This window comes from Bacillus sp. FSL E2-8900 (genome assembly GCF_037966225.1).
Classification (GTDB): Bacteria; Bacillota; Bacilli; order Bacillales; family Bacillaceae_G; genus Bacillus_A; species Bacillus_A cereus.
Genome location: NZ_CP150193.1, coordinates 4,703,505 through 4,728,259 on the forward strand (window position 1 = coordinate 4,703,505; position 24,755 = coordinate 4,728,259).

Consider the following 24,755-nt stretch of genomic DNA (forward strand, 5'->3'; position numbering starts at 1 on the left):
ATACTTAGTTTATCCTCTTACATCACATTATTTATCAGCTATATTTACTTATAACACAGAGGACACAACAAAAAAATACATCTAGATTTAAAGGAGGTTACAAATATGTTATTACAAGAAATTCTAGCGTTCAATGAACACTTTGTAGAAAATAAGGAATACGCTCATCGTGAAGCGACAAAGATGCCTAAAAAACGTATGGTTGTTGTTTCTTGCATGGATGCTCGTTTAATTGAGCTACTTCCAAAAGCTTTAGATATACACGATGGTGATGCAAAAGTTATCAGAAATGCAGGTGGTAAAATTGCTTCTGCTTTTGATAGTGTTATGCAAGGTGTTGTAGCGTCAGTATACGATTTAAATGCAGATGAGATTTTCCTTATTGGACACCATAGATGTGGCGCGAGCCAAACGAATCCAAAAGGAACACTTCAAAAAATATTAGATCGCGGAGTAGTTTCACCAGAAATTTTATCAGCGATTGAATATGCTGGTATTGATCTTGAAAAATGGTTATTCGGATTTGATGATGTTTGCGACTCAACGCAAGCTAATGTTGATTTAGTAAGAAATCATCCACTTATCCCAAAAGATGTTCCTGTACATGGTTTAGTTATTGACCCTCACACAGGTAAATTAGATGTAGTGGTTGATGGCTATAAAGCGTTAAATAGTGAAACAAAATAATAATTATCACGTATATGAAAGGAAGTTATGAGATATGAAAAAACAAGTATTAGATATGAATAGACAAGAAGCTACGCAAAAAATTCTAGCGGCAAAAATTAAAAAAGGGTTAACTTGGGAAGAAATTGCAAAAGTAAGTGAAAACTCTGAGACTTGGGTTGTAACAGCATTATTAGGACAAGCTACAATGACACGTCCAGAAGCAGAAAAAATCGGTAAACTATTAGAATTAGATGAAGAAGTAGTTCAAGCATTAACAGTAGTTCCACTTCGTGGCCAAATAATGGAGATGCCTCCTACGGACCCGATTGCATATCGTTTATATGAAATGATGTTACAATATGCACCAACTATTAGAGAATTAATCTTAGAAAAAGCTGGCGAAGGTGTAATGAGTGCAATTAACTTCAACTTGGGTGTAGATACACAAGAAGATCCAAAAGGTGGCGATCCTCGTATCGTGATTACACTTAACGGTAAATTCTTACCATTCCGTGCATGGTAATTAATTTAAAATCTATCTATATAATTAAATTAATTTTATAGATTTACAAAATCCATCCTTTTTAATCTAACTGTGTAGAAAGGATGGATTTTTACTATGAAATTCTTTTTCGGCAAAGGAGAATAATATGAATAAAAAATACTTTAATACGAGCTTTAATATTCTACAATGGTTTGTGTTTCTATTAGCAAATGCAATTGCATTACCTATAATTATTGGTGGCATATTTCATTTACCAATAGAAGATGTCTCAACATTAATGCAGCGAACTTTTTTAGTTGTAGGAGTAAGTTCATTTATACAATCATGGTTTGGGCATCGCTATCCCATTGCGGATGGGCCAGCCGGTTCATGGGTAAGTATATTTGTCATATTGGGACAAGTCGCTATGCATCAGGGACAAAGTGCAAAAGACGTTTTGCAACTTTTAGAAGGTGGATTAATTATTTCAGGCATATTACTCTTCGTTCTTGGTATAACAGGGCTTGTTCATCGAATCTTACGTTTATTTACCCCTTTAGTTACAGGAACTTTTCTTTTAATCTTAGCACTTCAGCTTAGTGGTGTGTTACTAAAAGGAATGATGGGATTACAAGGATCTGCAACTCATCCTGACTATACAACAGCTACTATTGCTCTCTTTATTTTTGCCCTTATTACTTTCTTATCAATTAAAGGGAGAGGATGGATGAAAAGTTACGCTGTATTACTTGGAATTTCATGCGGTTGGCTTTTGTATGCAGTATTAGGAAAATCATCTCATATGCCTTCGCACACAACGCTAGTTAAGTTACCAGAAATATTTGCTTGGGGCACACCTAGATTCGATATTGGAATGACTCTAACTGCAACTTTATTTACATTTCTTTTAGTTGCAAATACAATTGCTGCTATTTCGGCTGTAAAACAAGTGGCCCCATTATCTAAAGAAAATGAAAGGCAAACACTGAACCGTGGTGTCTGGGTCGGAGGTATATCACATATTATCTCGTCGTTGTTCTCTACAATTGGAATTGTACCATTACCTGCATCAGCAGGATTTATCCAACTAACAGGACAAAGAAAAGTGAAGTCGTTCCTTATAGCAAGTCTTATATTAGCAGGAATTTCTTTTATTCCCTCAATTGTAAACTTTATATCCTTGCTACCAGGACCTATTGCTAATGCTGCACTTTTAGCAACACTTGTCCAAGTAATAGGAATTTCATTTCAATCCATTTTACGCGAAGAAGTAAATCAACGCCGATTAACTATATTAGGAATTTCATTACTAATCAGTTTAGGAATAATGTTTCTTCCAGAAAGTGCATTTAGCGGTATTACTTCTTCCTTACAATATGTTTTAAGTAATGGCTTACTTGTGGGTACCATACTTGTCATTCTATTAGAACAATTTTGGAAAGAGTAAAAAGCGCCCTACTTATAGGGCGCTTGTTTTATACTTAATGACTAATACTAGCTGTTGGGTATAATGTTGTTCCTCCAATTGAAACTTTTATTTCATTTGTTAATGGAACATTTTGTTCATTAATAATTGTTCTCCACCATTCCCATGCAAGACCTGTACATTCTCTTGCTACAATTTTTATATTTTTTGAGTTCGGTGGAAGAGGGATAACTGTAGAGTAATGAGCCGTTTTGTCTTTTCCGCTACCATCCCATGTTTTATGTGTTAATACTTCGTTACCCTTTTGGTCAAATGTGAATTCATCCCAAGATACATCAAATTGAGCAACGTAAGCACCGTAATGATCAAGTGTCATTTTAGCACTTGAATATTCTGTAGTTGTCGTCTCAATATAATCTGTATTGTTATGAACAGCAGCAGTTGCATTATCTTTTAAGAAAGTGCTTGTATATGAAATTGGGTATGCTGGATTTTTAAGACTTAATTCAGCATTATCTTTAATGATATTTCGGATTTCATTGAAATCTTTAGTAACAACCTTGTTATGCTCTTTCGCATCTCCGCCTAATACTACAGCAGTAAAGGTACTTTCTTCAAAAATATCTTTATACTGTCCACTTGTTTCAACGCTGTTATTCTTAAGTAAGGCTTTAAAAGCAGCTTGTACATCTTTGCTCTTAGATGTTGTTTCTAATTTTACATAAATCGTTCTACCATAAGCTACATTTGAAACCATAACAGGTGGAGCCGAATTACTTACGCCTTTTCGAGTTAACTCGTCAAAAGTAACGCTATTATCAAAAAGGTCGGATGGATTGTTAGGTAGTTCAGCACTTACCGTATAAAATATTTGCTTATACGCCGCTACCATCACTTTTTTCTCTCCATTTGCAACCGCATTAAAATCAATGTTTAGACTGTTATCAAGATATTTAGCGTTAACATTAAGAGCACTTGCTATTTGTGATTTACTATAAACCATAGATTCCGTATACTGCATTCTTGCAGGTAACGTATGTGTTGTAGAATACTTTTCATTCCAAGTAGATACTAAATCGTCTACTGCTCCAGCTACATTACCATATGTCGGATTTTGGACAGTGATTGTATTTTCTTTTCTCATGCCCGGTAAGTCTATACTAATATTCAAAGGCTTTCTCTTAGCCACTAATAAACTTGGTTGATTGTCTGCAAAAGCTTTATTTGCAAGTTGTACAGCTCCTGGATACGTGCGATTCACTACAGAATCAATAATTGAAATATCGACTGGTGACGTTGTAAGTGATTTTTTCTCGCGTTCCACTACTACAAATTTACCATTTGAATTGATACTTTCTTTCGGAACAAAACTTTCTACTTTATCACCATTTACAGCTAAAACCTCTTGATTATTATATTTAAGATTTGCTATACCAGTATCAATGCCACTAGCATTTTTGGTTACATCAGTTGCATTACTTGCTTGTGTTTCTGCGAAGGAAATAGATGAATAATTAATAGTGCATAGACTAACTAATAAACATGCAAGGAACTTTCTTCTTTTAGTGTTTTTCTTAATATTCAGAAAAATCACCCCGTTCTTTTTTTAGTAAAATATGATAATGATTGATAAATGATTGCTAACTAATAAATTTACATAAATGCTTTTAAAAGTTCTTGAATTAACGGGATTACGCCACCTACAAATTTTAAAACTGCCATTGCGATTTCCATATTATTTCCTCCTTTTTATTGCTACGAAAATATGATTTATCTTTATGCCCTCATTATAGTGACCCCTTACACTTTTATCAATACACTCTGATATGCAATATTACATATAAAAAAACAAGCTGAATTCTTTTGAAAAATTATACAGAGATATTTTTTCGTTTGGTACATACTTGAAAAGGTGAAGCATTCTTTTGCATTTTATGAGTAATCACATAAAAAAAGCTGCTGCCTATAAAATACAGACAGCAACTTCAACTAGAGTGTCTTGCATAATCTACGCAAGACATTTTATAACTAATAAACTGCTATTGGCCCATAAGGACCATTAATAATTTCTATTTTTGTTTCAAAAATATCTGTCAAAAGTGTTGAGTCCATAACCTCTTCTACTGTTCCAAAAGCAGCAATTTGTCCATCTTTCATAGCACAAATTTTATCCGAGTATTTAGCTGCAAAATTTATGTCATGCATAACAGTCAAAATTGTTCTTCCAAATTCATTAGCTGCACGTCTTAAATGCTCCATCATTTGAACAGAACGAGCAACATCAAGGTTGTTCAAAGGTTCGTCCAAAAGTACATATTCCGTCTCTTGGCACAGTACCATCGCTACATATGCCCTTTGTCTTTGACCACCAGAAAGCTCATCTAAATATCTATTCTCTAAACTAGTTAAATCTAAGAAATCGATATATTTAGAAATGATAACCTCATCTTCTTTAGTCAACCTTCCCTTTGAATAAGGAAAGCGCCCAAATCCAACTAATTGTCTAACTGTAAGCCTAGTTACAAAATGATTTTCTTGTCGCAATATAGTCAAAACTTTTGCTAAGTCTTTTGATTTGGATTCAGAAACATCCATATTTGCTACCTGAATTTGGCCTTCATCCATATCTAAAAGTCTGCCAATCATCAAAAGTGTCGTTGACTTTCCAGCACCATTTGGTCCAATTAAAGAAGTAAAGCCTGCTTTTGGTATTTCAATATCCAAAGGTCCTATTTTTACCTTATCAGTATAGAACTTTTTAACATTATCAATTTTTATCATAAAGCCCTCTTCCTTAAAACTATAGTTAAGAATATGATTCCACCAAATAATTCAATAATAACTGAAACTACACCTTGAGCATGGAATACATGATACATTAAAAAGTATGCACTCGTCATTATTAAAAATCCTATAGCAAAAGCCATCGGAAAAATATATCTATGATCATAAGTTGACGCTGCCTGATAACTCAAAGTTGCCACTAAAAAGCCGTAGAAAGTAAGTGGCCCAATTAGAGCTGTTGAAATGGACATTAAAATAGCTACTAATACAAGCGTATAAATTACACTAGGTTGGTATTTAACTCCAAAAGAAGTAGCGACATCTTTTCCTAGTGATAAAACATTCAAATTCTTAGAATGAGCAAAAATTAATACCGCTACAATTATGATCATAGGAATTACAATAGGAAAATATGCAGGATCTGCATGATTAACAGAACCAAATAGTCTTGCTTGTAAAATATCAAATTCTGAAGGCGCAAGTAGTTTTCTCATGAAAGTTGACACAGAATTTAGCCCGGTACCAATAATAATTCCAACTAAAAGCATAAGTTGTAAATTCCCGTATTTACCGGAAAGTAACCATCCATAAAGTATCAAACTCATGAAGACCATAACAACAACTTGGAATAAAAATGAGCCAATTCCATTAAAATTTATTAACGCACTAGCACCAAAGAAGAATACTGTACTCGTTTGAATTGCTGAATAAAGTGATTCGAAACCTAAAAGTGAAGGAGTAATAATTTTATTATTCGTAATAGATTGGAAAGCAACTGTCGACAAGCTATGGCAAACCGCAGCAATAATCATTGCAACAATAGCTACTATCCTTCTCTTAACAACTGGGATAAAAGAAGGTGAATCTATCGGAACTGGATTGTTATACACTAAAAGTCCATATGAAGAAAGAAGACCTAAAGCAATCAATGTTATCAGTAAAATCCAATAACGTCTTGCTTCCTTCTTAGACCGAAAAGCGCTAGCTGATCTACTTTCATTATGAAGGCTAGAATCGATTTCGACATTTTCTTTTTTTCTATATTCTAATGTGATCATCGTAGCCTCCTTGGTTTTCTTTGTCTCAATAAAATAGTAATAAACACGACTGCTCCCACTGTTGCAAGTATTAAAGAAACAGGTAATTCAAAAGGCTGTATAATTGTTCGAGAAATGATGTCACAGGCAGTTATTGATCCCATTCCGATCACACAAACCCAAGGTAAATTACTCCTAAGATCATCACCTTTAAACATTGAAACGATATTTGGCACAATTAATCCTAAGAAAGGTAAGTGTCCAATAACTGCTGCAACAATTCCAACTGCAACAGAGATAAGAGCAGTCCCAAAAAGAACAATTCTATTGTAATTAACTCCAAGACTTGTTGCGACATCTTCTCCTAGTCCAGCTAAAGTCAATCTATTAGCATACATAAAAATAAGAAAAGTAATGATAACAATCAGCCATAAATATTCATATCTTCCCACCTGAATGTTAGCAAATGAACCTACAAACCAAGTTTCAATACTTTGCGTCTTTTGAAAAAGGAGTCCTAAAAAAGTAGACACTGCAGAAATTACTGCTCCAAGCATCAATCCAATAATCGGAACAATTAAAGACGAACGAAGCTTAACTCTTCTTAAAAATAGAAAGAAAATCATAGTTCCTATAAAAGAAAAAATGATTGCACCAGTCATTCTTTGAACTAAAGTCGGGGCAGGAAATAATAAATACACAAAAAGCAGGCCTAAGCCTGACCATTCAATAGTCCCCGTTGTAGTAGGTTCAACAAAGCGATTCTGTGTAATGAGTTGCATTACGAGCCCTGCCATCGCCATCGCAGCTCCAGTAAGCATTAATGCAGCTGTTCTCGGAACACGAGTTATGAAAAACATCTCTGTCCCGTCCTCTTGTCCACGTATATCATAAACTCCAGTAAACAGTGATATAATCCCTAAAATTATAACAACTATAACTGCTATTATAAAAGGTTTTGTCCATATTTTATTTCGATTATAAAACTGGGGTTGAGAAATATTCTCAACCCTAGAAATCATATTTTTTGACACTGTTTCGTACCCCTTTACACTACTTAGCTAAAGTTTTTGCCATATTTCCAAATAACTCTATATAAGTTTGAATTGATTCATTTGTGTAAGTATCTTCTGGTGCATAAATAACTTGTTTTTTAGAAACAGCAGTTGTGTTTTGAAGAGCAGGTGATTTAGAAATAACATCCTTAGCAGGTGTTGACTTAGCTGCATCAGATGTTGCAGCATCACGATCTAATACGAAAAGCCAATCAGGATTTGTTTGTGCAATAGCTTCAACAGAAACGTCATCACCTTTATGACCTGCAGTAGAATTCGAAACTTCTAATGCTGGAGTCCAACCGAAAATTTCATACATTGGTCCCCAAACGCGACCAGAGTGCGGCGCAGCAAAGCCAATATTACCACCAGTAACAATAACACTCATAACTTTATCTTTTCCGTTATAAGCAGATTTTGCTTTTTCAATAGATTTATCAAAATCAGCTACTAATTGTTTAGCTTCTTTATCTTTATTAAAGATTTTTCCTAAAGTAATTGTAGAATCTTTAAGTCCTTTTACTAAGTTTTCGCCAGGCTTAGTAGCTTTCTCAGAAACATCAAAATTAAGATCAATAACTGCTGCATTTGGTACTAATTTTTTGATTTCTTCGTAATGGTCAGCAAATCTTTGACCAACGATTACAAGGTCAGGGTTTGCCGCTGCAATAATTTCTAGATTTGGTTCACGGTGATTCCCAATATTTTGAACTTTTTCATCCTTTTTATATGCTGAATCAGCAGGCATGATATCCTTTGGAGCAGCCGCTAATTTAATTCCCCAATCAGATAAAGTTTCAAAAGTTCTGTTATCCAAAGCAACTACATTCTTTGGGTTTACAGGTACTTTAACAGTTCCATGAGCATCAGTGATTTCAACCGTTTTTGGCTTATCACTACCATTATCTTTATTATTAGCCTTCGAAGTTTCTTTACTTGAATCTGAGCAAGCTACTAACATTAAAGTGAAAACTGCTAGAATACTCACTAATTTTAAAAGCATAGATTTTTTCATATGTATACTCCTTATAGTGTGATTTATTTCGAAAATGATGACATCCATAGATTGAATTAGAAGGTAACTTTTATTCAATTGAATCGCTATTGATAATCATTTTCATTTGAACATCCTGTTAATTAGTATAGTCATTAATTCTGTGAAAATCTTGTGAATGGTGCGAATTCATAAAATCAGGCATAAAAAGTAATATGTGACGTCAGGCGTGTTGATTAACCATGATTTCCTCTACAAAACACGCTCATTAATAGCTAATATTTTCGTAATCCATTTTTTCACGTCTTTTAATACTTCTAAGAAACTATTTGATTATCATATTTAATAAAAAAATGAGTAAAACCGAATGAAATAATTTTACTCATTTTTTATTATCTTATTTTTATCAGTCAATCATTGAATAGCCTCTGCCATGTATCGTTTGAATATATCTGTCTTTCTTCTCGCACTTTAACTTTTTTCTTACATACCCAATATATAAGTCTACTACATTTGGATTTACTACTACGTTATATCCCCATACTTGATTCAAAAGCATTTCACGGCTCAATATTGTGTTTTTATTCTTGATTAAAAATACAAGTAAATCGTACTCTCGCTTAGTAAGCGACAGGTTTTCGCTACCTTTTTTCACAACATTGCTTGATGCATCAACAAAGAGATCTTTAAACTGAAAAAAGTTTATCTCCTTTTGCTGGTTACAATCACTTCTCCTTAAAATTGCTTGAACCCTTGCTACTAATTCTTCTTTCGCAAATGGTTTTCTGATATAATCATCTGCTCCTGCTTGTAACCCTGCTACGCAATCCTTGCTAGAAACATTGTCGGTCACAATAATGATCGGTGTCGTTTTAACTAATCGTATTTGTCTACAAATTTCTGGTCCGGATATACTTAATGAATCCCAATCCAATATGATAATATCCCAATCTTGTTCATATATTATATTTAAACCTTCGTTTTCATTGTGAAGTTTTAAAATGAAATAGCCTTCTTGCGTTAGACCGCTTACGATTTTCTTCGCTAAAGACCGTTCATTCTTAATTACTAAAACCTGCTTCACCGATGGTTCACCTCTACTTCAATATAACTTAGTTAGATAAAAAATTATCCCCAAAAAACAATTTAAGATTTATAAATTTAAAACTCCTAAATAATCCATTAAAACAGTTTATTAGGAGAACTCTATATAATCTTACAATAGGTATGGATAAAAACACAAAACATATGAAGATTCGAATAAAGTGAAAAAATAATAAGAACTCAACAATTGGGCGTTTACTAGCAGCTATATTATCTACCTGCTTATCGTCAATAACCATTTCTTTATTTTCTATTTCAGAGATATCGTCCCATCAACTTCAGCATTCTATAAAACCACAAACAAAAAGAACCATAACCTCGCCAACCTGGCAAAGTTATGGTTCATATCATACAAAATAAAAAACCACCAAATATGTATTGGTGGAGACGGTGGGAGTCGAACCCACGTCCAAAAATATCGGCACTTAAGCTTCTACGAGTGTAGTCGATATATTAGCATTTCGCGAACTCTTCGGCCTATCGACAGGCTTCCAAGTTGCTAGTCTGGTTGTTCTCTTCCTTTGTCCTCAGACGGCGAACTCCGGCGTAGTCCACTTAGTTTGAGTCCCTTACCCTACCACATGGACGATGGAGGGAGGAACCTTTAGTGCAATTAAGCAGCTAAAGAAAGATTGTTTTGTTTGCCAATTATAGGCTTTGACGTTTTAACGAGGCCGATCCCCTCGACTCGCAACCTAAGCTCGAACTATCCCTGTCGAATCCGTAACGTCCCCATGATAAAAATGGAGCATACGAAGAAAATATCGTGATAGCTACTAAGAGCTGTTTTTCAATGTGCAACAATCTTACATAAGTTATTATAACATACGCGCTCCATTTTACAAATGTAAATATCTGTATTACATCTTTTGGCGATCACGGAACGCGCGTGCAATTTCACGTTTAGCTTCTTTCTCTTTTAAATCGTGACGTTTATCGTATTGCTTTTTACCTTTTGCTAAACCAAGTGCCATCTTTGCAAATCCATTTTTCAAATAAATTCTAAGTGGAACTAATGCGTAACCTGTTTCTTTTGCAGCGCCCGCTAGTTTATCAATTTCTTTTTTATGCAGAAGTAATTTTCTCGTACGAAGTGGATCATGGTTGAAACGATTCCCTTGTTCGTACGTATTAATGTGCATATTATGAACCCATACTTCACCATTATGTACACGTGCAAACGCATCTTTCAAGTTTACGCGTCCAGCGCGAATCGACTTAATTTCCGTTCCTTGAAGGACAAGCCCTGCTTCGTATGTTTCTTCGATGAAATAATCATGAAATGCTTTTTTGTTCTGTGCAATAACCTTACCTGTACCCTTTGGCATATAACGTCCCTCCTCTATTTTTATTATTGTAACAAATGTTAATAAAAAGCGAAAGTGGCTCGCTCAGAATCTTTGGACATTGGAACTCCCGACAGAGAAGCGCTTTTTGCTTCGTCCGAGGGATTGAAATGGCCAACAGATTCTAGCCACTGTAGCTGGATTATACAAAAAGCGAAAGTGGCTCGCTCTCGAGCCACCAATAAAAAAGAAAAAGCCTCGCTTTTCATCAAAGCGAAGCCATCCTTTTCTTACTTACGCTTTTTCTTTTTCTTCTTGAATCCTGGTACGTTTTCGAAGAATGCTTTTTTCTTCTTACCGTTACCATCTTTTTTTCCCGGCTGGCTAGCAGAAGCGGATGCAGATGCAGATCCTCTTCCTTTTCCTTTACCACCACGGTCAAATTTTCTACCTGTGCCACGTTCACCGCCGCGCTCATTACTGCGCTCGCTACGTCCACCGCGTTTCTTTCTGCCTGTTCTTGGCTGCTCGATAACGACTGGACGATCTTTGAACTTACGGCGAGGTGTGCCTTTCATGCCAACGATTTCAAAGTCGATTGCACGCTCGTCTTTGTTTACGTTAATAACGCGAATTGTAATTTCGTCACCGATGCGGAATACGTTTCCTGTACGTTCTCCGATCATAGCGAAATGTTGCTCGTCATAACGGTAGTAATCATCCGTTAAATAACTAACGTGTACAAGACCTTCAATTGTATTTGGAAGCTCTACGAATAAACCGAAGTTTGTTACAGAGCTAATCATACCGTCATACTCTTCACCGATCTTATCAACCATATACTCTGCTTTTTTCATCTCATCTGTTTCACGCTCTGCTTCAACAGCACGACGTTCCATATTAGAAGAATGCTCTGCAATCTCAGGTAATTTTTCACGCCATTTTGCTTGCGTTTCGTTGTCGACTTTACCGTTAATAATGTATTCACGAATTAATCTATGAACGATTGTATCCGGGTAACGACGAATTGGTGATGTGAAATGCGTGTAGAACTCAGTTGATAAACCGAAATGTCCTAAGCTATCCGCATCGTAACGCGCTTGCTTCATAGAACGAAGCATTACTGTTGAAATAACTACTTCTTCTGGCTGCCCTTGAACCATTTCAAGAATTTGTTGCAGCGCACGAGGATGTACTTCATTCGCACGTCCTTTTACCGCATATCCGAAGTTCGTTACAAACTCGAAGAAACGCTCTAACTTATCTTCTTTCGGATCTTCATGGACACGGTACATGAATGGTACGTTCATCCAGTGGAAGTGCTCTGCTACTGTTTCATTCGCAACAAGCATAAATTCTTCAATTAACTTCTCTGATACAGAACGATCGCGCATGACAACGTCTGTCGGTTTTCCTTCTTCATCCACTAATACTTTCGCTTCTTTAAAGTCAAAGTCAATTGCACCACGGCGCATACGTTTTTCACGTAAAATTTGTGCCAATTGACCCATCTCTTTAAACATCGGTACGAGCGGCTCATAACGCTTAATTAACTCTTCGTCCTCATCTTCTAAAATGCTTCTTACGTCAGCATAAGTCATACGCTCTGTCGTTTTAATTACACTTTGGAAAATCTCGTGTTTAACAACATCACCTAAGTTGTTGATTTCCATTTCACAAGATAATGTCAGACGGTCTACTTTCGGATTTAATGAACAAATACCGTTAGATAGACGGTGTGGAATCATCGGAATTACACGGTCAACAAGATACACACTCGTCGCTCTTTCCGCTGCTTCTACATCAATTGGAGAACCTTCTTGAACGTAATGACTTACATCCGCAATGTGAACGCCTAGCTTGTAGTTACCGTTCTCAAGTTTCGTTACTGTAACAGCATCATCTAAATCTTTTGCGTCTGCACCGTCAATCGTTACGATCATTTGGTCACGTAGATCACGGCGATCTTTTAAATCTTCTTCTGAAATCGTTTCTGGTACACTGTTGGCATGTTCCATCACTTCTTCAGGGAACGCTAAAGGCAAGTGATGTTTATGGATGACAGATAAAATATCTACTCCTGGATCATTTTTATGACCTAGAATTTGAATAACTTCACCTTCCGCACTTAAACGATTCTCTGGATAGCTCGTAATTTTTACAACTACTTTATGGCCTTCTACAGCACCCATTGATGCGCTTTTCAATACGAAAATGTCACTTGTCCAGCGTTTATTGTCAGGTATAACAAATCCAAAGTTTTTCGATTCTGTATATGTACCAACTAGTTCTTTCGTTCCACGTTCTAAAATGCGTACAATAGACCCTTCTTGACGTGAACCACTCGATTGGGAACTAAGGCGTGCTAATACCGTATCGCCATGAAGTGCACCGTTTAACTCTGTAGGCGGGATGAAAAGATCATCATCTCCAGTTTTCTTCTCGTCTGGTACAACGAATGCAAAACCACGTGCATGTCCAATTAACTTACCGCGTATTAAATTCATCTTTTCAGGAAGACCGTAACGGTTGCTACGAGTACGAATAACAAGTCCCTTTTCTTCCATCGTTACAAGTGCCTTTACGAAATCTTTAAAGCCCTCAGAACCTTCAATCCCAAATGCCTCTTCTAACTCTTGTATCGTTAGCGGTTTATACGCTTCTTCTCTCATAAATAATAACAACTTATCAATATGTTCTTGTATGATTTCTTCCAAGCAAAAATACCTCCTTTAAAACCTTATATTATTTAGTGTATCCGAAAGATAGGGGATGTATAAAGTGAAACTTCAATACTCCCCTTATGATTTTTACAGTTTTCACAAAAAATTCCTTATGAAAAAAAGAGGCAACTAGATCTTACCAATCTAGTTGCTCCAAGAAGTTATATACATCCTCATGTAGCTCGTCACGTTGTTTATCAAGTGTAATGACATGCGTAGAGTCTTCATACCATTTAATGTCTTTTAACGTAGATTCTACACCGTTATAAATAATGTTAGCACTATCTGTATTAATCATTTCGTCATGACGTGCTTGTACAACAAATGTTGGTGCATAAATCATATCCACATTGTTACGTACGTCAGCAATTAATTGTTGTAATGCTTTTAATGTATTCATCGGTGTCTTTTGGAATTCCAACATTTCTTGTTCAATTTGTTCAGGTGATTTTTGCTCACGTTTTTTATATTCGCGGGCATATGCCAATATACCTTGGTACATCGTTTCTTCGCTCTTAATATACATCGGTGCACACATTGGTACTACACCTAAAACCGGTACTGTATAACCTAATTTTAAAGAAAATACGCCGCCAAGTGACAATCCAACAACAGCAATTTTCTCAAAACCTTTATCTTTTAAAAGCTGATATGCCTCCGTTACATCTTGCCACCAATCTGTAGGCCCTGTATGAACAAGCTCTTCTGGTGGTACACCGTGCCCTTTATAAATTGGCGCATGACAAGTATAGCCCTTCTTTTCTAAGAAACGCCCTAACATACGTACATCAGCTGAGTTCCCTGTGAATCCATGTAGTAATAAAACAGCGCGGTCTCCACCCTCAAATGTAAATGGTTTCGGAGATGCTAATTTCATCATGTATTTCTCCTCTTTCTCTTCTGTAATCTAGTCGTATTCTTTCTATATCTAGTGTACCATATTTGTATTTCTATAATCTAATTAGAAACATCTTTCAAATAGCAAAACAAAAAAAGAAGAACCATTAGTACCATTCACTAACGCTTCTTCTTTCAATTCTATAAATTGAAGTACGTAACACCAATTGTTAATACAAAGAACAATACAGCTAAAACAATTGTAATACGGTTTAATACCGCTTCAATTCCACGTGCCTTTTGCTTACCAAATAATTGCTCTGCACCGCCTGAAATTGCACCTGAAAGGCCTGAGCTATTACTAGACTGCATAAGTACCATAACAATCATTAAAATCGATACAATAATAAGTAAAACTGATAATAACGTATGCACTTGGCGTACCTCCTACAAAGATTCAGTTATTGTAACTGTAGCATAAATTCTATAGAAAAGCGAGAGCTATAGAGGCGCTCTCGCTTTTCTTCTATTACATAAACATCATCGCAAATAACGGTCCAAGTAAACATGTCAAAATTGCTGTTAATGTCATTGTTACCGATCCAATAACACCTTCATGCTCATTATTTTTCATTGCTCTCATAACACCCATAATATGAGAAGCACATCCAAATCCTATACCTTTACCAACTGAGTTTGTAACACGGCTCCATTTTAATAAAAGGGGTCCTGTAATCGTTCCAGTAATACCTGCGATAACAACGAAAGCTGCTGTTAAGGAAGGTACACCACCAACTTGCTCTGAAACACTCATCGCAACTGGCATTGTCACCGATTTTGGTAAAGACGATAAGATTAAGCTTTTATCCGTTCCCATAAGTGAAGCAATCGCAAAATCACTAGCGATTGCAACTGTTGTACCTACTAATACGCCACCAGCAATCGGTACAACATATTTTTGCAGAACATGACGTTGTTTATAAAGAGGAATTGCAAATGCTACAACACCGGGTCCAAGTAGCTTTGCAATCCAGCCACCACCACTTTCCATATAATGTTGATATGGTATATCAAGCACGATAAATAGGAAAGCCATTAATCCAGTTGCTACAAGCATTGGAATGGTGAATGGTGTTGGAAATAATTTATAGATTTTTTTAGATAATTGATATAATAGCACCGTAAAAAGAACCCAACCGACTCCGATTAATATTTGGCTCATCGCGACTCTCTTTCCTTCCTATTCGCAAGATATTGTCCTGTATGTCCTGCGACAATAATAATTAAAAATGTACTCGCTACAACTGTAATGAAAAGAGAAATTCCTTTACTCATAAAAAAAGCACCGTAATTCATTAGGCCAAGCGTTGGCGGAATTAATAAAAACGGCATAATAGCAACGAGTGTTTCTGCTCCTAAATCGAACCATTTCACTGGAAGAACTTTTAGGCTAAGTAAAACAAGTAAGAGGAACATTCCAATCAAACTTCCTGGAATCGGAATATTTAACATTTCTTGCACCCAAGTTCCAACCATATAAAACACGTAAAGAGCAGCAATTTGGACAAGAATCTTTGTAAATTTCATGTTCATCATCCCTCATGTTTATACGATCTTCTGTTAATATCTTTATCATAGTATAAATTGTAAAAAGCTGCAATTTATCAACTTGACAGCAAAAACAGCCTATGTTATACGCTTACAACCTTGATACGACTGCATTTCTAAACGAAAATTACGTCAAAAACCTTGACCTAATATAAAAAGTTTTTATTTTCTGAATTTAAAAGACTATTATTTCAATAAAATAATCTTTTTATTCTTAAACTTACATATATATAAAGTGAAACTTTAATCCATGAGATTCCCCTCATCCTTATTGATTATTAGCCCTCACCAAGCTGGTTTGTACGGGATAAACAAGATAGGTGGTGAACATATGCCCAAAAAAGTTCTCATTTTTTGTGATCCTGGGATTGATGATACGATGGCTCTCCTCTTAGCATTCTTTATCGATGAAGTAGAAATCGTCGGTATCGTTGCTGATTACGGCAATGTTCCAAAAAAAATGGCCGTAGAAAATGCTCATTTTTTTAATAACGAAACAAAGAATAGAAATATCAAGATATTCGGTGGTTCAGAACGGCCCCTTACTGGTGCCCCACCTGCGTTTTTTACGGATGTACATGGAAAACAGGGGCTCGGTCCAATTATTCCAAAGGTGAATGTGACTAACGGAGAAATGGAGAATTTTTTTGAAGTTATTCCTCTTATTGAACAGTATAAGGATGAATTAATTATTGTGAGTTTAGGAAGACTTACCTCCCTAGCAATTTTGTTTATCATGTGCAAACAGTTAATGAAACAAATTAAATCTTACTACGTAATGGGCGGTGCCTTTTTACATCCTGGTAATGTTACCCCTATTTCCGAAGCAAACTTTTATGGCGATCCTACTGCCGCTAATATAGTCCTTCAATCCACAGCTAACATGTACATATACCCATTAAACGTCACTCAATACTCCATCATTACACCAGAAATGGCAGAATATATTGAAGCAAAAGGAAAAGCCCCACTTCTCAAACCTTTATTCGATCATTATTACTACGGATATTATAAAGACGCCCTACCACATTTAAAGGGGAGCCCCTTCCATGACACAATACCAATACTCGCTTTACTTGATAACTCTATGTTTACCTATCACAAATCACCTATCGTTGTCATGACAGAATCTTATGCACAGGGGGCAAGCATTGGAGAATTTCGCTCTTTAGGAGAATCTAAACCATTTATTGATTGGCCGAGTCATCAAATAGCAATTGATTTTGATTATAACCGCTTCTTCAAACATTTCATGTCACTTATGACGGGTGAACAATTTTAGCATAAAAAAACAGACCGTGATTTCTCACGGTCTGTCGTTTATTTTCTACAATTATCGTTTGATGTTATAGAAAGATTTTACACCATCGTAAACAGCTACTTCGCCTAGCTCGTCTTCGATACGTAATAATTGGTTGTACTTAGCAATACGGTCAGTACGGCTCATAGAACCAGTTTTGATTTGGCCAGCGTTAGTTGCAACTGCGATGTCAGCGATTGTAGCATCTTCAGTTTCACCAGAACGGTGAGATACAACTGCTGTGTAACCAGCACGTTTAGCCATTTCGATAGCTTCGAAAGTCTCAGTTAAAGTACCGATTTGGTTAACTTTAATTAAGATTGAGTTAGAGATACCTTTTTCGATACCTTCAGCAAGTTTTTGAGTGTTAGTTACGAATAAATCATCACCAACTAATTGTACTTTATCACCGATACGCTCAGTTAATAATTTGTGACCATCCCAGTCGTTTTCGTCTAAACCATCTTCGATAGAGATGATTGGGAAGTCTTTGCAAAGCTCTTCATAGAAATCAACCATTTCTGCAGAAGTTAAGCCAGTACGGCCTTCGCCTGCAAGGTCATATTTACCAGTTTCTTTGTTGTAGAACTCAGAAGAAGCAACGTCCATTCCTAAGAATACGTTCTCGCCAGCTTTGTAACCAGCTTTTTCGATAGCTTCGATGATTACTTCTAAAGCTTCACGGTTAGAACCAAGGTTTGGAGCGAATCCACCTTCGTCACCTACTGCAGTGTTAAGACCTTTGTCATGTAATACAGCTTTAAGTGCATGGAATACTTCAGCACCCATACGGATTGATTCTTTGAATGTTGGAGCACCAACTGGTAAGATCATGAACTCTTGGAAGTCAACGTTGTTATCAGCGTGAGAACCACCGTTGATGATGTTCATCATTGGAGTTGGTAATTGTTTTGCATTGAATCCACCAAGGTAACGGTATAATGGAAGACCTACGAAGTCAGCTGCTGCGTGAGCTACTGCCATAGATACACCAAGGATAGCGTTAGCGCCTAGTTTACCTTTGTTTGGAGTGCCATCTAATTCGATCATAGCACGGTCGATACCAGCTTGGTCAGTTACATCGAAACCAGCGATTTCTGGAGCGATAATTTCGTTAACGTTGTTTACTGCGTTAACAACACCTTTACCAAGGTAACGAGATTTGTCACCGTCACGTAATTCTACTGCTTCGTGCTCACCAGTAGATGCACCACTTGGTACGATAGCGCGTCCGAAAGCGCCGCTTTCTGTGTAAACTTCTACTTCTACAGTTGGGTTACCACGAGAGTCAAGGACTTCGCGAGCATAAACATCAATAATTGTTGACATAATAAATTCTCTCCTTTTTATATAAGCAAATTATTTAATAATTGTTTTACCTGTCATTTCTTTCGGTTGCTCAACACCAAGAAGTGTAAGCATTGTTGGAGCGATATCTCCTAAGATACCATCTTCACGTAATTCTACGTCGTTCTTAGTAACGATGAAAGGAACCGGGTTAGTTGTATGAGCTGTCATTGGCTCTCCTTCAGAAGTTAATTCTTCATCCGCATTACCATGGTCAGCAGTAATAAGTGCTACACCATCTTTTGCAAGAATCGCTTCTACAACTTTTCCTAAACATTCGTCAGTTGCTTCTACTGCTTTAATTGTTGGTTCCATCATCCCAGAATGGCCAACCATATCACAGTTCGCAAAGTTAAGAATGATAACATCATGTTTATCATTTTCGATTTCATTTACTAAAGCGTCCGTTACTTCGTAAATGCTCATTTCAGGTTTCAAGTCATACGTTGCAACCTTTGGTGAGTTAATTAAGATACGCTCTTCTCCTGGGAATTCAGCCTCACGACCACCGCTAAAGAAGAATGTAACGTGCGGATACTTTTCAGTTTCCGCGATGCGAAGTTGCTTTAATCCCGCTTGCGCAACAACTTCACCTAAAGTGTTATCAAGGTTCATTGGCTTGAATGCCACGTAACCATCTACAGTTTCACTGAAGTGTGTCATACATACGAATTCTGGAATGTGAGGTACTTTTTCACCACGATCGAACTCACGGAAGTCTTCGTTTGTAAATACACGAGCAATTTGAATTGCACGGTCTGGACGGAAGTTATAGAAGATAACTGCATCATCATCATTGATTGTTGCAACTGGCGTGTTATCTTCGTTAACAATTACAGACGGCAATACGAATTCATCATAGATACCGTTCGCATAAGAGTCTTCTACACACTCTTCTGCTGATTTATAAGTAGGGCCTTCACCATTCACCATAGCACGGTAACATTTTTCTACGCGATCCCAACGCTTGTCACGGTCCATGGAGTAATAACGACCAGAGATAGTCGCGAATTGTCCTACTCCTGTTTCTTTAATTACTTCATTTGTTGCATCGATATAGCTTTGTGCTGTTTTTGGTCCAACATCGCGGCCATCTAAGAATGCATGAATGTATACTTTCTCAACGCCTTCTTTAGCTGCTAAGCGAAGAAGAGCAAACATGTGATTCATGTGACTGTGCACACCACCGTCAGAAAGTAAACCGAATAAATGAAGTGCAGTACCTTTTTCTTTTACGCTTTTAATTGCACTTTGGAACGTTTCGTTCTTATCGAACTCACCTTCACGAATTGCAACGTTAACGCGTGTTAAGCTTTGATATACAATGCGGCCAGCACCGATATTTAAGTGACCAACCTCAGAGTTACCCATTTGACCTTCTGGAAGACCTACTGCCTCGCCACAAGCTGTAAGCGTTGTGTGAGGGAATTTGTTCCAGTAACCATCAAAATTAGGTTTCTTAGCTTGTGCTACAGCATTCCCGTAAGTTTCTTCACGAAGTCCGAAACCGTCAAGAATGATTAAAGCTGTTGGCTTTCTCATTTTACCGCCCCCAGAAGACCTAAGAACGAAGCTGGCTCTAAGCTAGCACCGCCAACTAAAGCGCCGTCGATGTCAGATTGTGCCATATACTCTTTAATGTTTTCTGGTTTTACGCTACCGCCGTATTGGATACGAACAGCTTCTGCAGCTTCTGGAGAAACAGCTTCTGCAACAACTTTACGGATGTGCGCACATACTTCGTTTGCATCTGCAGAAGAAGAAGATTTACCTGTACCGATAGCCCAGATTGGCTCATAAGCGATAACAGTTGCTTTAACTTGCTCTTCTGTTAAACCTGCAAGTGCTTTTGTCACTTGACCTGCTACTAAATCAAATGTTTTTCCGCTTTCGCGCTCTTCTAAAGTCTCACCACAACATACGATTGGTGTTAAACCATGTTCAAATGCTGCGATAGTCTTTTTGTTTACTGACTCATCTGTTTCAGCAAACATTTCACGACGCTCAGAGTGGCCAAGTACTACATAGCCAACTTTTAAGTCGCTAAGTGCTACTGGGCTAATTTCGCCAGTGAATGCACCATTTTTTTCGAAGTGCATGTTTTGTGCACCTACTTGTAAGTCAGTTCCTTCAGTTGCTGCTACAAGGCGCTCTAAGAATAGAGCTGGAGAGCAAACTACTGCATCAACAGCTGAAGCTGCTGGGATTTGACCTTTAACTTCCTCTACGAAGCTAACTGCTTCTGATAGAGTTTTATTCATTTTCCAGTTACCTGCGATAATTGGTTTACGCATGCTTTGCACCGTCCTTTTTCTTTGGCTGCTACTTATTTGTCGTTAAGACAAACTACACCTGGAAGCTCTTTACCTTCCATGAATTCTAATGACGCACCGCCGCCAGTAGAAATGTGGCTCATTTTATCAGCCATACCGAATTTTTCAACAGCTGCTGCAGAGTCACCACCGCCGATAACAGAGTATGTATCTTCTGCATCTGCTAATGCTTGTCCTACTGCTTTTGTACCTTCTGCGAATGGAGTCATTTCGAATACACCCATTGGTCCATTCCATACAACAAGCTTAGAATTTTTAATTACATCTGCATAAATTTCACGTGTTTTAGGACCGATGTCCACGCCTTCCCAGTTAGAAGGGATAGAGTCGATACCAACGATTTTAGTTGTTGCAGTTTCAGAGAATTCCTCAGTGATTACAACATCAACTGGCATGTAGAAGTTTACGCCTTTTTCTTTTGCAAGTTGCATAAATTCTTTAGCTAGTTCGATCTTGTCGTCTTCACATAGAGATAGACCAATTTCATGACCTAAAGCTTTAACGAATGTGTAAGCAAGTCCACCACCGATGATTAAGTTATCTACTTTGTCTAATAGATGACGAATTACACCGATTTTATCTTTTACTTTCGCACCACCGATAATAGCTGTAAATGGACGTTCTGGGTTAGAAAGTGCTTTACCAAGTACATCTAACTCTTTTTCCATTAATAGACCAGATACTGCTGGTAGGTAGTCTGCGATACCTGCTGTAGAAGCGTGAGCACGGTGAGCTGCACCGAATGCATCGTTTACGAAGATGTCAGCAAGTGCTGCAAATTCTTTCGCAAGTTCTGCATCGTTCTTTTCTTCGCCCGCATAGAAACGTACGTTTTCAAGAACTAATACGTCGCCTTCGTTCATTGCTGCAACCATTTCTTGTGCAACTGGTCCGAATGCTTCGTCCGCTTTTTTAACGTCTTTACCAAGAAGCTCACCTAAACGTGCTGCTACTGGAGTTAAACGCATTTCTTCTACTACTTGACCTTTTGGACGGCCTAAGTGACTTGCTAAAATAACTTTCGCACCTTGCTCTACTAAATATTGAATTGTAGGAAGAGCTGCACGGATACGAGTTTCATCTGTAATTTTGCCTTCTTTCATAGGTACGTTGAAATCAACGCGGCAAAATACACGCTTACCTTTTAAATCTACGTCACGAATTGATTTTTTGTTCATTGGATTTCCCTCCGACTACTAGTTAGGATTGACAAAACCCACTCAAAAGCTTAACACATTTGCTTTTAAAACGAAAGAAGAGAGAGAGGGAACAAACCCTCTCCCTCGTTTTGTCATTGATAACTTATATAATTAAGAATTAAAGACCTTTTGAAGTCATGTAAGCTGCTAGGTCTACTACGCGGTTAGAGTAACCAGTTTCGTTATCGTACCAAGAAAGTACTTTAACCATGTTACCTTCCATTACCATTGTAGATAATGCATCGATTGTAGAAGAAGCTGTACATCCGTTATAGTCGATAGATACTAATGGCTCTTCGCTGTATCCAAGGATACCTTTTAATTCGCCTTCAGCTGCTGCTTTGAATGCTGCATTTACTTCTTCAACTGTTACTTCTTTGTCAAGTTCAACAACTAGGTCAACTAGAGAAACGTTAGCAGTTGGAACACGTACAGCGCCACCGTTTAATTTACCTTTAAGTTCTGGTAATACTAATGCTACAGCTTTAGCTGCACCAGTAGATGTTGGGATCATGTTTTCAGCTGCTGCACGAGCACGACGTAAATCTTTGTGTGGTAAGTCTAAGATTTGTTGGTCGTTAGTGTAAGAGTGAATTGTTGTCATCATTCCGCGTTTTACGCCGAATTTTTCGTTTAATACTTTAGCGAATGGAGCTAGACAGTTTGTAGTACAAGAAGCGTTAGATACTACGTTGTGGTTAGCTGCATCGTATTGTTCGTGGTTAACACCCATAACTACAGTGATATCTTCGTCAGAAGCTGGAGCTGAGATGATAACTTTCTTAACTGATCCACCTAAGTGTTTCTCAGCGTCTGATTTTTTAGTGAAACGGCCAGTAGATTCTACTACTACTTCTACTCCGTAGTCGCTCCATGGTAATTGAGCTGGGTCACGCTCAGCGATAACTTTAATTTCTTTACCGTTAACAACGATGCTGTTTTCGTTAGCAGATACTTCTGCATTTAAAGTTCCGTGAACTGTGTCATATTTTAAAAGGTGAGCTAATGTTTTAGCATCTGTTAAGTCGTTGATTGCTACTACTTCTACCTCAGAGTTGTTAAGAGCTGCGCGGAATACGTTACGTCCGATACGTCCAAATCCATTAATACCAATTTTAGTCATTTGAATTTCCTCCTTGGGGGATTATATTAAAGGGTAAAACCCTTTGTTAACTGTTTTGCTGCACCTTCATCTGTAATTAGAATTGAAGTGTGCCCTTGTTTAATTACAGCCTGTATTGCTTTTGCCTTTGAAGAACCTCCAGCGACTGCAACAACGTGAGATACATTTTGTAAATCCTCTAGTTGCATACCAACTGTTCTTACTTTATGAACAACATTTCCTTCTTCATTAAAGTAGTAACCGAAAGCTTCGCCAACTGCTTCGCTTGCCTGAATCTTTAACCAATCTGCTTCTGAAGTACTTCTGCGACGTGCCATTGTTAACGCATCACCTATTCCATGAATGACGATATTGGAAGATCGAATCAACTCAAGAACTTCTTTCACGGAAGGCTCTGTCACAATAGACGCATATGCTTCGCTACTAACATGGTCTGGAACATACAATAAGCGATAATTACTCATCGTATTTTGTGCCATCTTGGCACAAATGGTATTGGCTTCTAATTCGACGCCTTCTCCAATTCCACCACGTGCTGGGACAAATAGCATATGTAAATCTTTGCAATCAAGTTGCATCATGTCCGCAGCAGCAGCTAGCGTAGTTCCTCCAGCCACAGCAACGATATTATTCGCTGTCAGACGGTCTTTTATACAAGTCACACAAGCACGGCCCATCTCCAGTTTGACCCAAGGTGATTCATCACTATCACCAGGGACAACGAAAACTTCATCCAAGTCTAATGTTTCCTTAAGTTGCTTTTCTAAAACCTTTAACCCGGAAATTTCTTTCATAAAGTCTTCCAAAGCAAGAACTAAAGCTGTTCCTTCTTCTGTCAAAGTCATTCCAGAAGAAGCGACGTGAACTAAGTTTTGTTCTTTCAAAACTTGAACTTCACTTCGCAATACTCGTTCTGTCATACCGAGACTTGCTGATAAGTTTCTTCTTCCAATCGGCTGCATGAGCCTAATGTATTGAAGAATTTGCATTCTCGTTTGCATAACAGGTAGCAGATCAGGTAATAATTTTTTTGTGTTCTGAATCCATGAGCGCATATCTTTTCTCCTCACTACATCGGTTCATTTTTCCTTCATGGTCACTTTACGTCCCGTAGTGACATTTTGTGTCCCACATAGGTTAAAAAAATAATCCCTGCTACGTGTATTATTGTAACAGGAGATAGAAACTTATTCAACTCTTAACTGCATTCTTTATATAGTTTATTATGACACCTTTGTGAATGTTACCATATTCTACTTGTTTTCCGTCCATTTCTACAACCGGAATCATTAAGTGATATTTTTCTAAAAGGTCATTATCTTCATATATATCTATTTCCTCGATTTGAAAAGAATATTCACATTGTACTTCCTTTAAAACTTGTTTCGCCTTCACGCAAAGGCCACAATCTTTTTTAGTATACAGTACAACTTTCATCTTCTTCAC

General features: G+C 37.2%; 23 protein-coding genes and 1 other RNA gene. 4 read left to right on the top strand and 20 right to left on the bottom strand.

Going from position 1 to position 24,755, the window contains the following annotated elements; all coding sequences use genetic code 11:
• Nucleotides 1–105 precede the first annotated feature (105 nt).
• The 3 genes from NST90_RS24215 (at nucleotide 106) to NST90_RS24225 (ending at nucleotide 2,600) form a co-directional block, all read left to right on the top strand.
• Nucleotides 106–687: a carbonic anhydrase gene (locus NST90_RS24215; protein ID WP_025709811.1), complete on the top strand. Its 582-nt coding sequence runs from the start codon at nucleotides 106–108 to the stop codon at nucleotides 685–687.
• A 55-nt stretch (nucleotides 688–742) separates the two neighbouring features.
• Entirely contained in the window at nucleotides 743–1,192 is a 450-nt protein-coding gene (gene cynS / locus NST90_RS24220) for a cyanase (protein WP_025709810.1), read from the top strand.
• Nucleotides 1,193–1,319: 127 nt separating this feature from the next.
• Nucleotides 1,320–2,600 (top strand): purine/pyrimidine permease, encoded by a 1,281-nt coding sequence (locus NST90_RS24225; protein ID WP_025709809.1) that lies wholly within the window; start codon nucleotides 1,320–1,322, stop codon nucleotides 2,598–2,600.
• Between the two features lie 34 nt (nucleotides 2,601–2,634).
• Here the strand turns inward: NST90_RS24225 and alo are convergent, their stop codons facing one another.
• The 13 genes from alo to NST90_RS24290 all read right to left on the bottom strand — a co-directional run bounded on the left by alo (nucleotide 2,635) and on the right by NST90_RS24290 (nucleotide 15,986).
• Entirely contained in the window at nucleotides 2,635–4,173 is a 1,539-nt protein-coding gene (gene alo, locus NST90_RS24230; protein WP_000576728.1) for an anthrolysin O/cereolysin O family cholesterol-dependent cytolysin Alo, read from the bottom strand.
• A gap of 434 nt (nucleotides 4,174–4,607) precedes the next feature.
• Entirely contained in the window at nucleotides 4,608–5,360 is a 753-nt protein-coding gene (locus tag NST90_RS24235; RefSeq protein WP_000590071.1) for an ATP-binding cassette domain-containing protein, read from the bottom strand.
• Nucleotides 5,357–6,421 (bottom strand): iron chelate uptake ABC transporter family permease subunit, encoded by a 1,065-nt coding sequence (locus NST90_RS24240; RefSeq protein WP_000631245.1) that lies wholly within the window; start codon nucleotides 6,419–6,421, stop codon nucleotides 5,357–5,359. Before NST90_RS24240 ends, NST90_RS24235 begins: the two co-directional genes overlap by 4 nt.
• Complete coding sequence (locus NST90_RS24245; protein ID WP_048534585.1) at nucleotides 6,418–7,434, bottom strand: iron chelate uptake ABC transporter family permease subunit; 1,017 nt, start codon at nucleotides 7,432–7,434, stop codon at nucleotides 6,418–6,420. The genes NST90_RS24240 and NST90_RS24245 overlap by 4 nt, the downstream gene beginning before the upstream one ends.
• A gap of 19 nt (nucleotides 7,435–7,453) precedes the next feature.
• On the bottom strand, nucleotides 7,454–8,470 hold the full coding sequence (locus tag NST90_RS24250) for a siderophore ABC transporter substrate-binding protein (RefSeq protein ID WP_000749446.1): 1,017 nt from the start codon (nucleotides 8,468–8,470) through the stop codon (nucleotides 7,454–7,456).
• A gap of 385 nt (nucleotides 8,471–8,855) precedes the next feature.
• Nucleotides 8,856–9,533 carry a response regulator transcription factor gene (locus NST90_RS24255; RefSeq protein WP_283748277.1) on the bottom strand — a complete coding sequence of 226 codons (678 nt, stop codon included), beginning with the start codon at nucleotides 9,531–9,533 and terminating at the stop codon, nucleotides 8,856–8,858.
• Nucleotides 9,534–9,932: 399 nt separating this feature from the next.
• Nucleotides 9,933–10,287: a transfer-messenger RNA gene (ssrA, locus tag NST90_RS24260) on the bottom strand.
• A 126-nt stretch (nucleotides 10,288–10,413) separates the two neighbouring features.
• Complete coding sequence (gene smpB / locus NST90_RS24265; RefSeq protein WP_001123919.1) at nucleotides 10,414–10,881, bottom strand: SsrA-binding protein; 468 nt, start codon at nucleotides 10,879–10,881, stop codon at nucleotides 10,414–10,416.
• 248 nt (nucleotides 10,882–11,129) lie between these two features.
• Nucleotides 11,130–13,556 carry a ribonuclease R gene (gene rnr, locus NST90_RS24270; RefSeq protein WP_000391087.1) on the bottom strand — a complete coding sequence of 809 codons (2,427 nt, stop codon included), beginning with the start codon at nucleotides 13,554–13,556 and terminating at the stop codon, nucleotides 11,130–11,132.
• A gap of 142 nt (nucleotides 13,557–13,698) precedes the next feature.
• Entirely contained in the window at nucleotides 13,699–14,439 is a 741-nt protein-coding gene (gene estA, locus NST90_RS24275; protein WP_000761986.1) for a carboxylesterase, read from the bottom strand.
• Between the two features lie 161 nt (nucleotides 14,440–14,600).
• Nucleotides 14,601–14,834 carry a preprotein translocase subunit SecG gene (gene secG / locus NST90_RS24280; protein WP_000557264.1) on the bottom strand — a complete coding sequence of 78 codons (234 nt, stop codon included), beginning with the start codon at nucleotides 14,832–14,834 and terminating at the stop codon, nucleotides 14,601–14,603.
• Between the two features lie 94 nt (nucleotides 14,835–14,928).
• Nucleotides 14,929–15,621: an LrgB family protein gene (locus NST90_RS24285; protein ID WP_000078309.1), complete on the bottom strand. Its 693-nt coding sequence runs from the start codon at nucleotides 15,619–15,621 to the stop codon at nucleotides 14,929–14,931.
• Complete coding sequence (locus NST90_RS24290) at nucleotides 15,618–15,986, bottom strand: CidA/LrgA family holin-like protein (RefSeq protein ID WP_000673222.1); 369 nt, start codon at nucleotides 15,984–15,986, stop codon at nucleotides 15,618–15,620. Before NST90_RS24290 ends, NST90_RS24285 begins: the two co-directional genes overlap by 4 nt.
• 352 nt (nucleotides 15,987–16,338) lie before the next feature.
• Here NST90_RS24290 and NST90_RS24295 point away from each other — a divergent pair, with 352 nt between their 5' ends.
• On the top strand, nucleotides 16,339–17,289 hold the full coding sequence (locus NST90_RS24295; RefSeq protein WP_048534578.1) for a nucleoside hydrolase: 951 nt from the start codon (nucleotides 16,339–16,341) through the stop codon (nucleotides 17,287–17,289).
• A 51-nt stretch (nucleotides 17,290–17,340) separates the two neighbouring features.
• Here the strand turns inward: NST90_RS24295 and eno are convergent, their stop codons facing one another.
• From eno to NST90_RS24330, 7 genes are all read right to left on the bottom strand, one after another.
• Nucleotides 17,341–18,636: a phosphopyruvate hydratase gene (eno, locus tag NST90_RS24300; protein WP_000103955.1), complete on the bottom strand. Its 1,296-nt coding sequence runs from the start codon at nucleotides 18,634–18,636 to the stop codon at nucleotides 17,341–17,343.
• A gap of 30 nt (nucleotides 18,637–18,666) precedes the next feature.
• The gene (gene gpmI, locus NST90_RS24305) at nucleotides 18,667–20,196 is read right to left on the bottom strand and encodes a 2,3-bisphosphoglycerate-independent phosphoglycerate mutase (protein ID WP_001231152.1); all 1,530 of its coding nucleotides are present in this window, start codon (nucleotides 20,194–20,196) and stop codon (nucleotides 18,667–18,669) included.
• On the bottom strand, nucleotides 20,193–20,948 hold the full coding sequence (gene tpiA, locus NST90_RS24310; RefSeq protein WP_001231038.1) for a triose-phosphate isomerase: 756 nt from the start codon (nucleotides 20,946–20,948) through the stop codon (nucleotides 20,193–20,195). Before tpiA ends, gpmI begins: the two co-directional genes overlap by 4 nt.
• Nucleotides 20,949–20,980: 32 nt before the next feature.
• The gene (locus NST90_RS24315; protein ID WP_001036350.1) at nucleotides 20,981–22,165 is read right to left on the bottom strand and encodes a phosphoglycerate kinase; all 1,185 of its coding nucleotides are present in this window, start codon (nucleotides 22,163–22,165) and stop codon (nucleotides 20,981–20,983) included.
• A 139-nt stretch (nucleotides 22,166–22,304) separates the two neighbouring features.
• Complete coding sequence (gene gap / locus NST90_RS24320) at nucleotides 22,305–23,309, bottom strand: type I glyceraldehyde-3-phosphate dehydrogenase (RefSeq protein ID WP_000161236.1); 1,005 nt, start codon at nucleotides 23,307–23,309, stop codon at nucleotides 22,305–22,307.
• 26 nt (nucleotides 23,310–23,335) lie between these two features.
• Nucleotides 23,336–24,364, bottom strand: coding sequence for a gapA transcriptional regulator CggR (gene cggR / locus NST90_RS24325; protein WP_001258185.1), 1,029 nt, complete (start codon nucleotides 24,362–24,364; stop codon nucleotides 23,336–23,338).
• 136 nt (nucleotides 24,365–24,500) lie between these two features.
• Nucleotides 24,501–24,746 carry a glutaredoxin family protein gene (locus NST90_RS24330; protein ID WP_000869726.1) on the bottom strand — a complete coding sequence of 82 codons (246 nt, stop codon included), beginning with the start codon at nucleotides 24,744–24,746 and terminating at the stop codon, nucleotides 24,501–24,503.
• Nucleotides 24,747–24,755 lie beyond the last annotated feature (9 nt).

What these genes read in the sequence shown, in the direction of transcription:
- estA (WP_000761986.1), bottom strand. Translation starts at nt 14,439, where the DNA reads ATGAAATTAGCATCTCCGAAACCATTTACATTTGAGGGTGGAGACCGC.
- gpmI (WP_001231152.1), bottom strand. Translation starts at nt 20,196, where the DNA reads ATGAGAAAGCCAACAGCTTTAATCATTCTTGACGGTTTCGGACTTCGT.
- NST90_RS24235 (WP_000590071.1), bottom strand. Translation starts at nt 5,360, where the DNA reads ATGATAAAAATTGATAATGTTAAAAAGTTCTATACTGATAAGGTAAAA.
- NST90_RS24315 (WP_001036350.1), bottom strand. Translation starts at nt 22,165, where the DNA reads ATGAACAAAAAATCAATTCGTGACGTAGATTTAAAAGGTAAGCGTGTA.
- tpiA (WP_001231038.1), bottom strand. Translation starts at nt 20,948, where the DNA reads ATGCGTAAACCAATTATCGCAGGTAACTGGAAAATGAATAAAACTCTA.
- NST90_RS24330 (WP_000869726.1), bottom strand. Translation starts at nt 24,746, where the DNA reads ATGAAAGTTGTACTGTATACTAAAAAAGATTGTGGCCTTTGCGTGAAG.
- NST90_RS24225 (WP_025709809.1), top strand. Translation starts at nt 1,320, where the DNA reads ATGAATAAAAAATACTTTAATACGAGCTTTAATATTCTACAATGGTTT.
- cggR (WP_001258185.1), bottom strand. Translation starts at nt 24,364, where the DNA reads ATGCGCTCATGGATTCAGAACACAAAAAAATTATTACCTGATCTGCTA.
- NST90_RS24250 (WP_000749446.1), bottom strand. Translation starts at nt 8,470, where the DNA reads ATGAAAAAATCTATGCTTTTAAAATTAGTGAGTATTCTAGCAGTTTTC.
- eno (WP_000103955.1), bottom strand. Translation starts at nt 18,636, where the DNA reads ATGTCAACAATTATTGATGTTTATGCTCGCGAAGTCCTTGACTCTCGT.
- cynS (WP_025709810.1), top strand. Translation starts at nt 743, where the DNA reads ATGAATAGACAAGAAGCTACGCAAAAAATTCTAGCGGCAAAAATTAAA.
- smpB (WP_001123919.1), bottom strand. Translation starts at nt 10,881, where the DNA reads ATGCCAAAGGGTACAGGTAAGGTTATTGCACAGAACAAAAAAGCATTT.
- NST90_RS24295 (WP_048534578.1), top strand. Translation starts at nt 16,339, where the DNA reads ATGCCCAAAAAAGTTCTCATTTTTTGTGATCCTGGGATTGATGATACG.
- gap (WP_000161236.1), bottom strand. Translation starts at nt 23,309, where the DNA reads ATGACTAAAATTGGTATTAATGGATTTGGACGTATCGGACGTAACGTA.
- NST90_RS24290 (WP_000673222.1), bottom strand. Translation starts at nt 15,986, where the DNA reads ATGAAATTTACAAAGATTCTTGTCCAAATTGCTGCTCTTTACGTGTTT.
- NST90_RS24285 (WP_000078309.1), bottom strand. Translation starts at nt 15,621, where the DNA reads ATGAGCCAAATATTAATCGGAGTCGGTTGGGTTCTTTTTACGGTGCTA.
- NST90_RS24240 (WP_000631245.1), bottom strand. Translation starts at nt 6,421, where the DNA reads ATGATCACATTAGAATATAGAAAAAAAGAAAATGTCGAAATCGATTCT.
- NST90_RS24215 (WP_025709811.1), top strand. Translation starts at nt 106, where the DNA reads ATGTTATTACAAGAAATTCTAGCGTTCAATGAACACTTTGTAGAAAAT.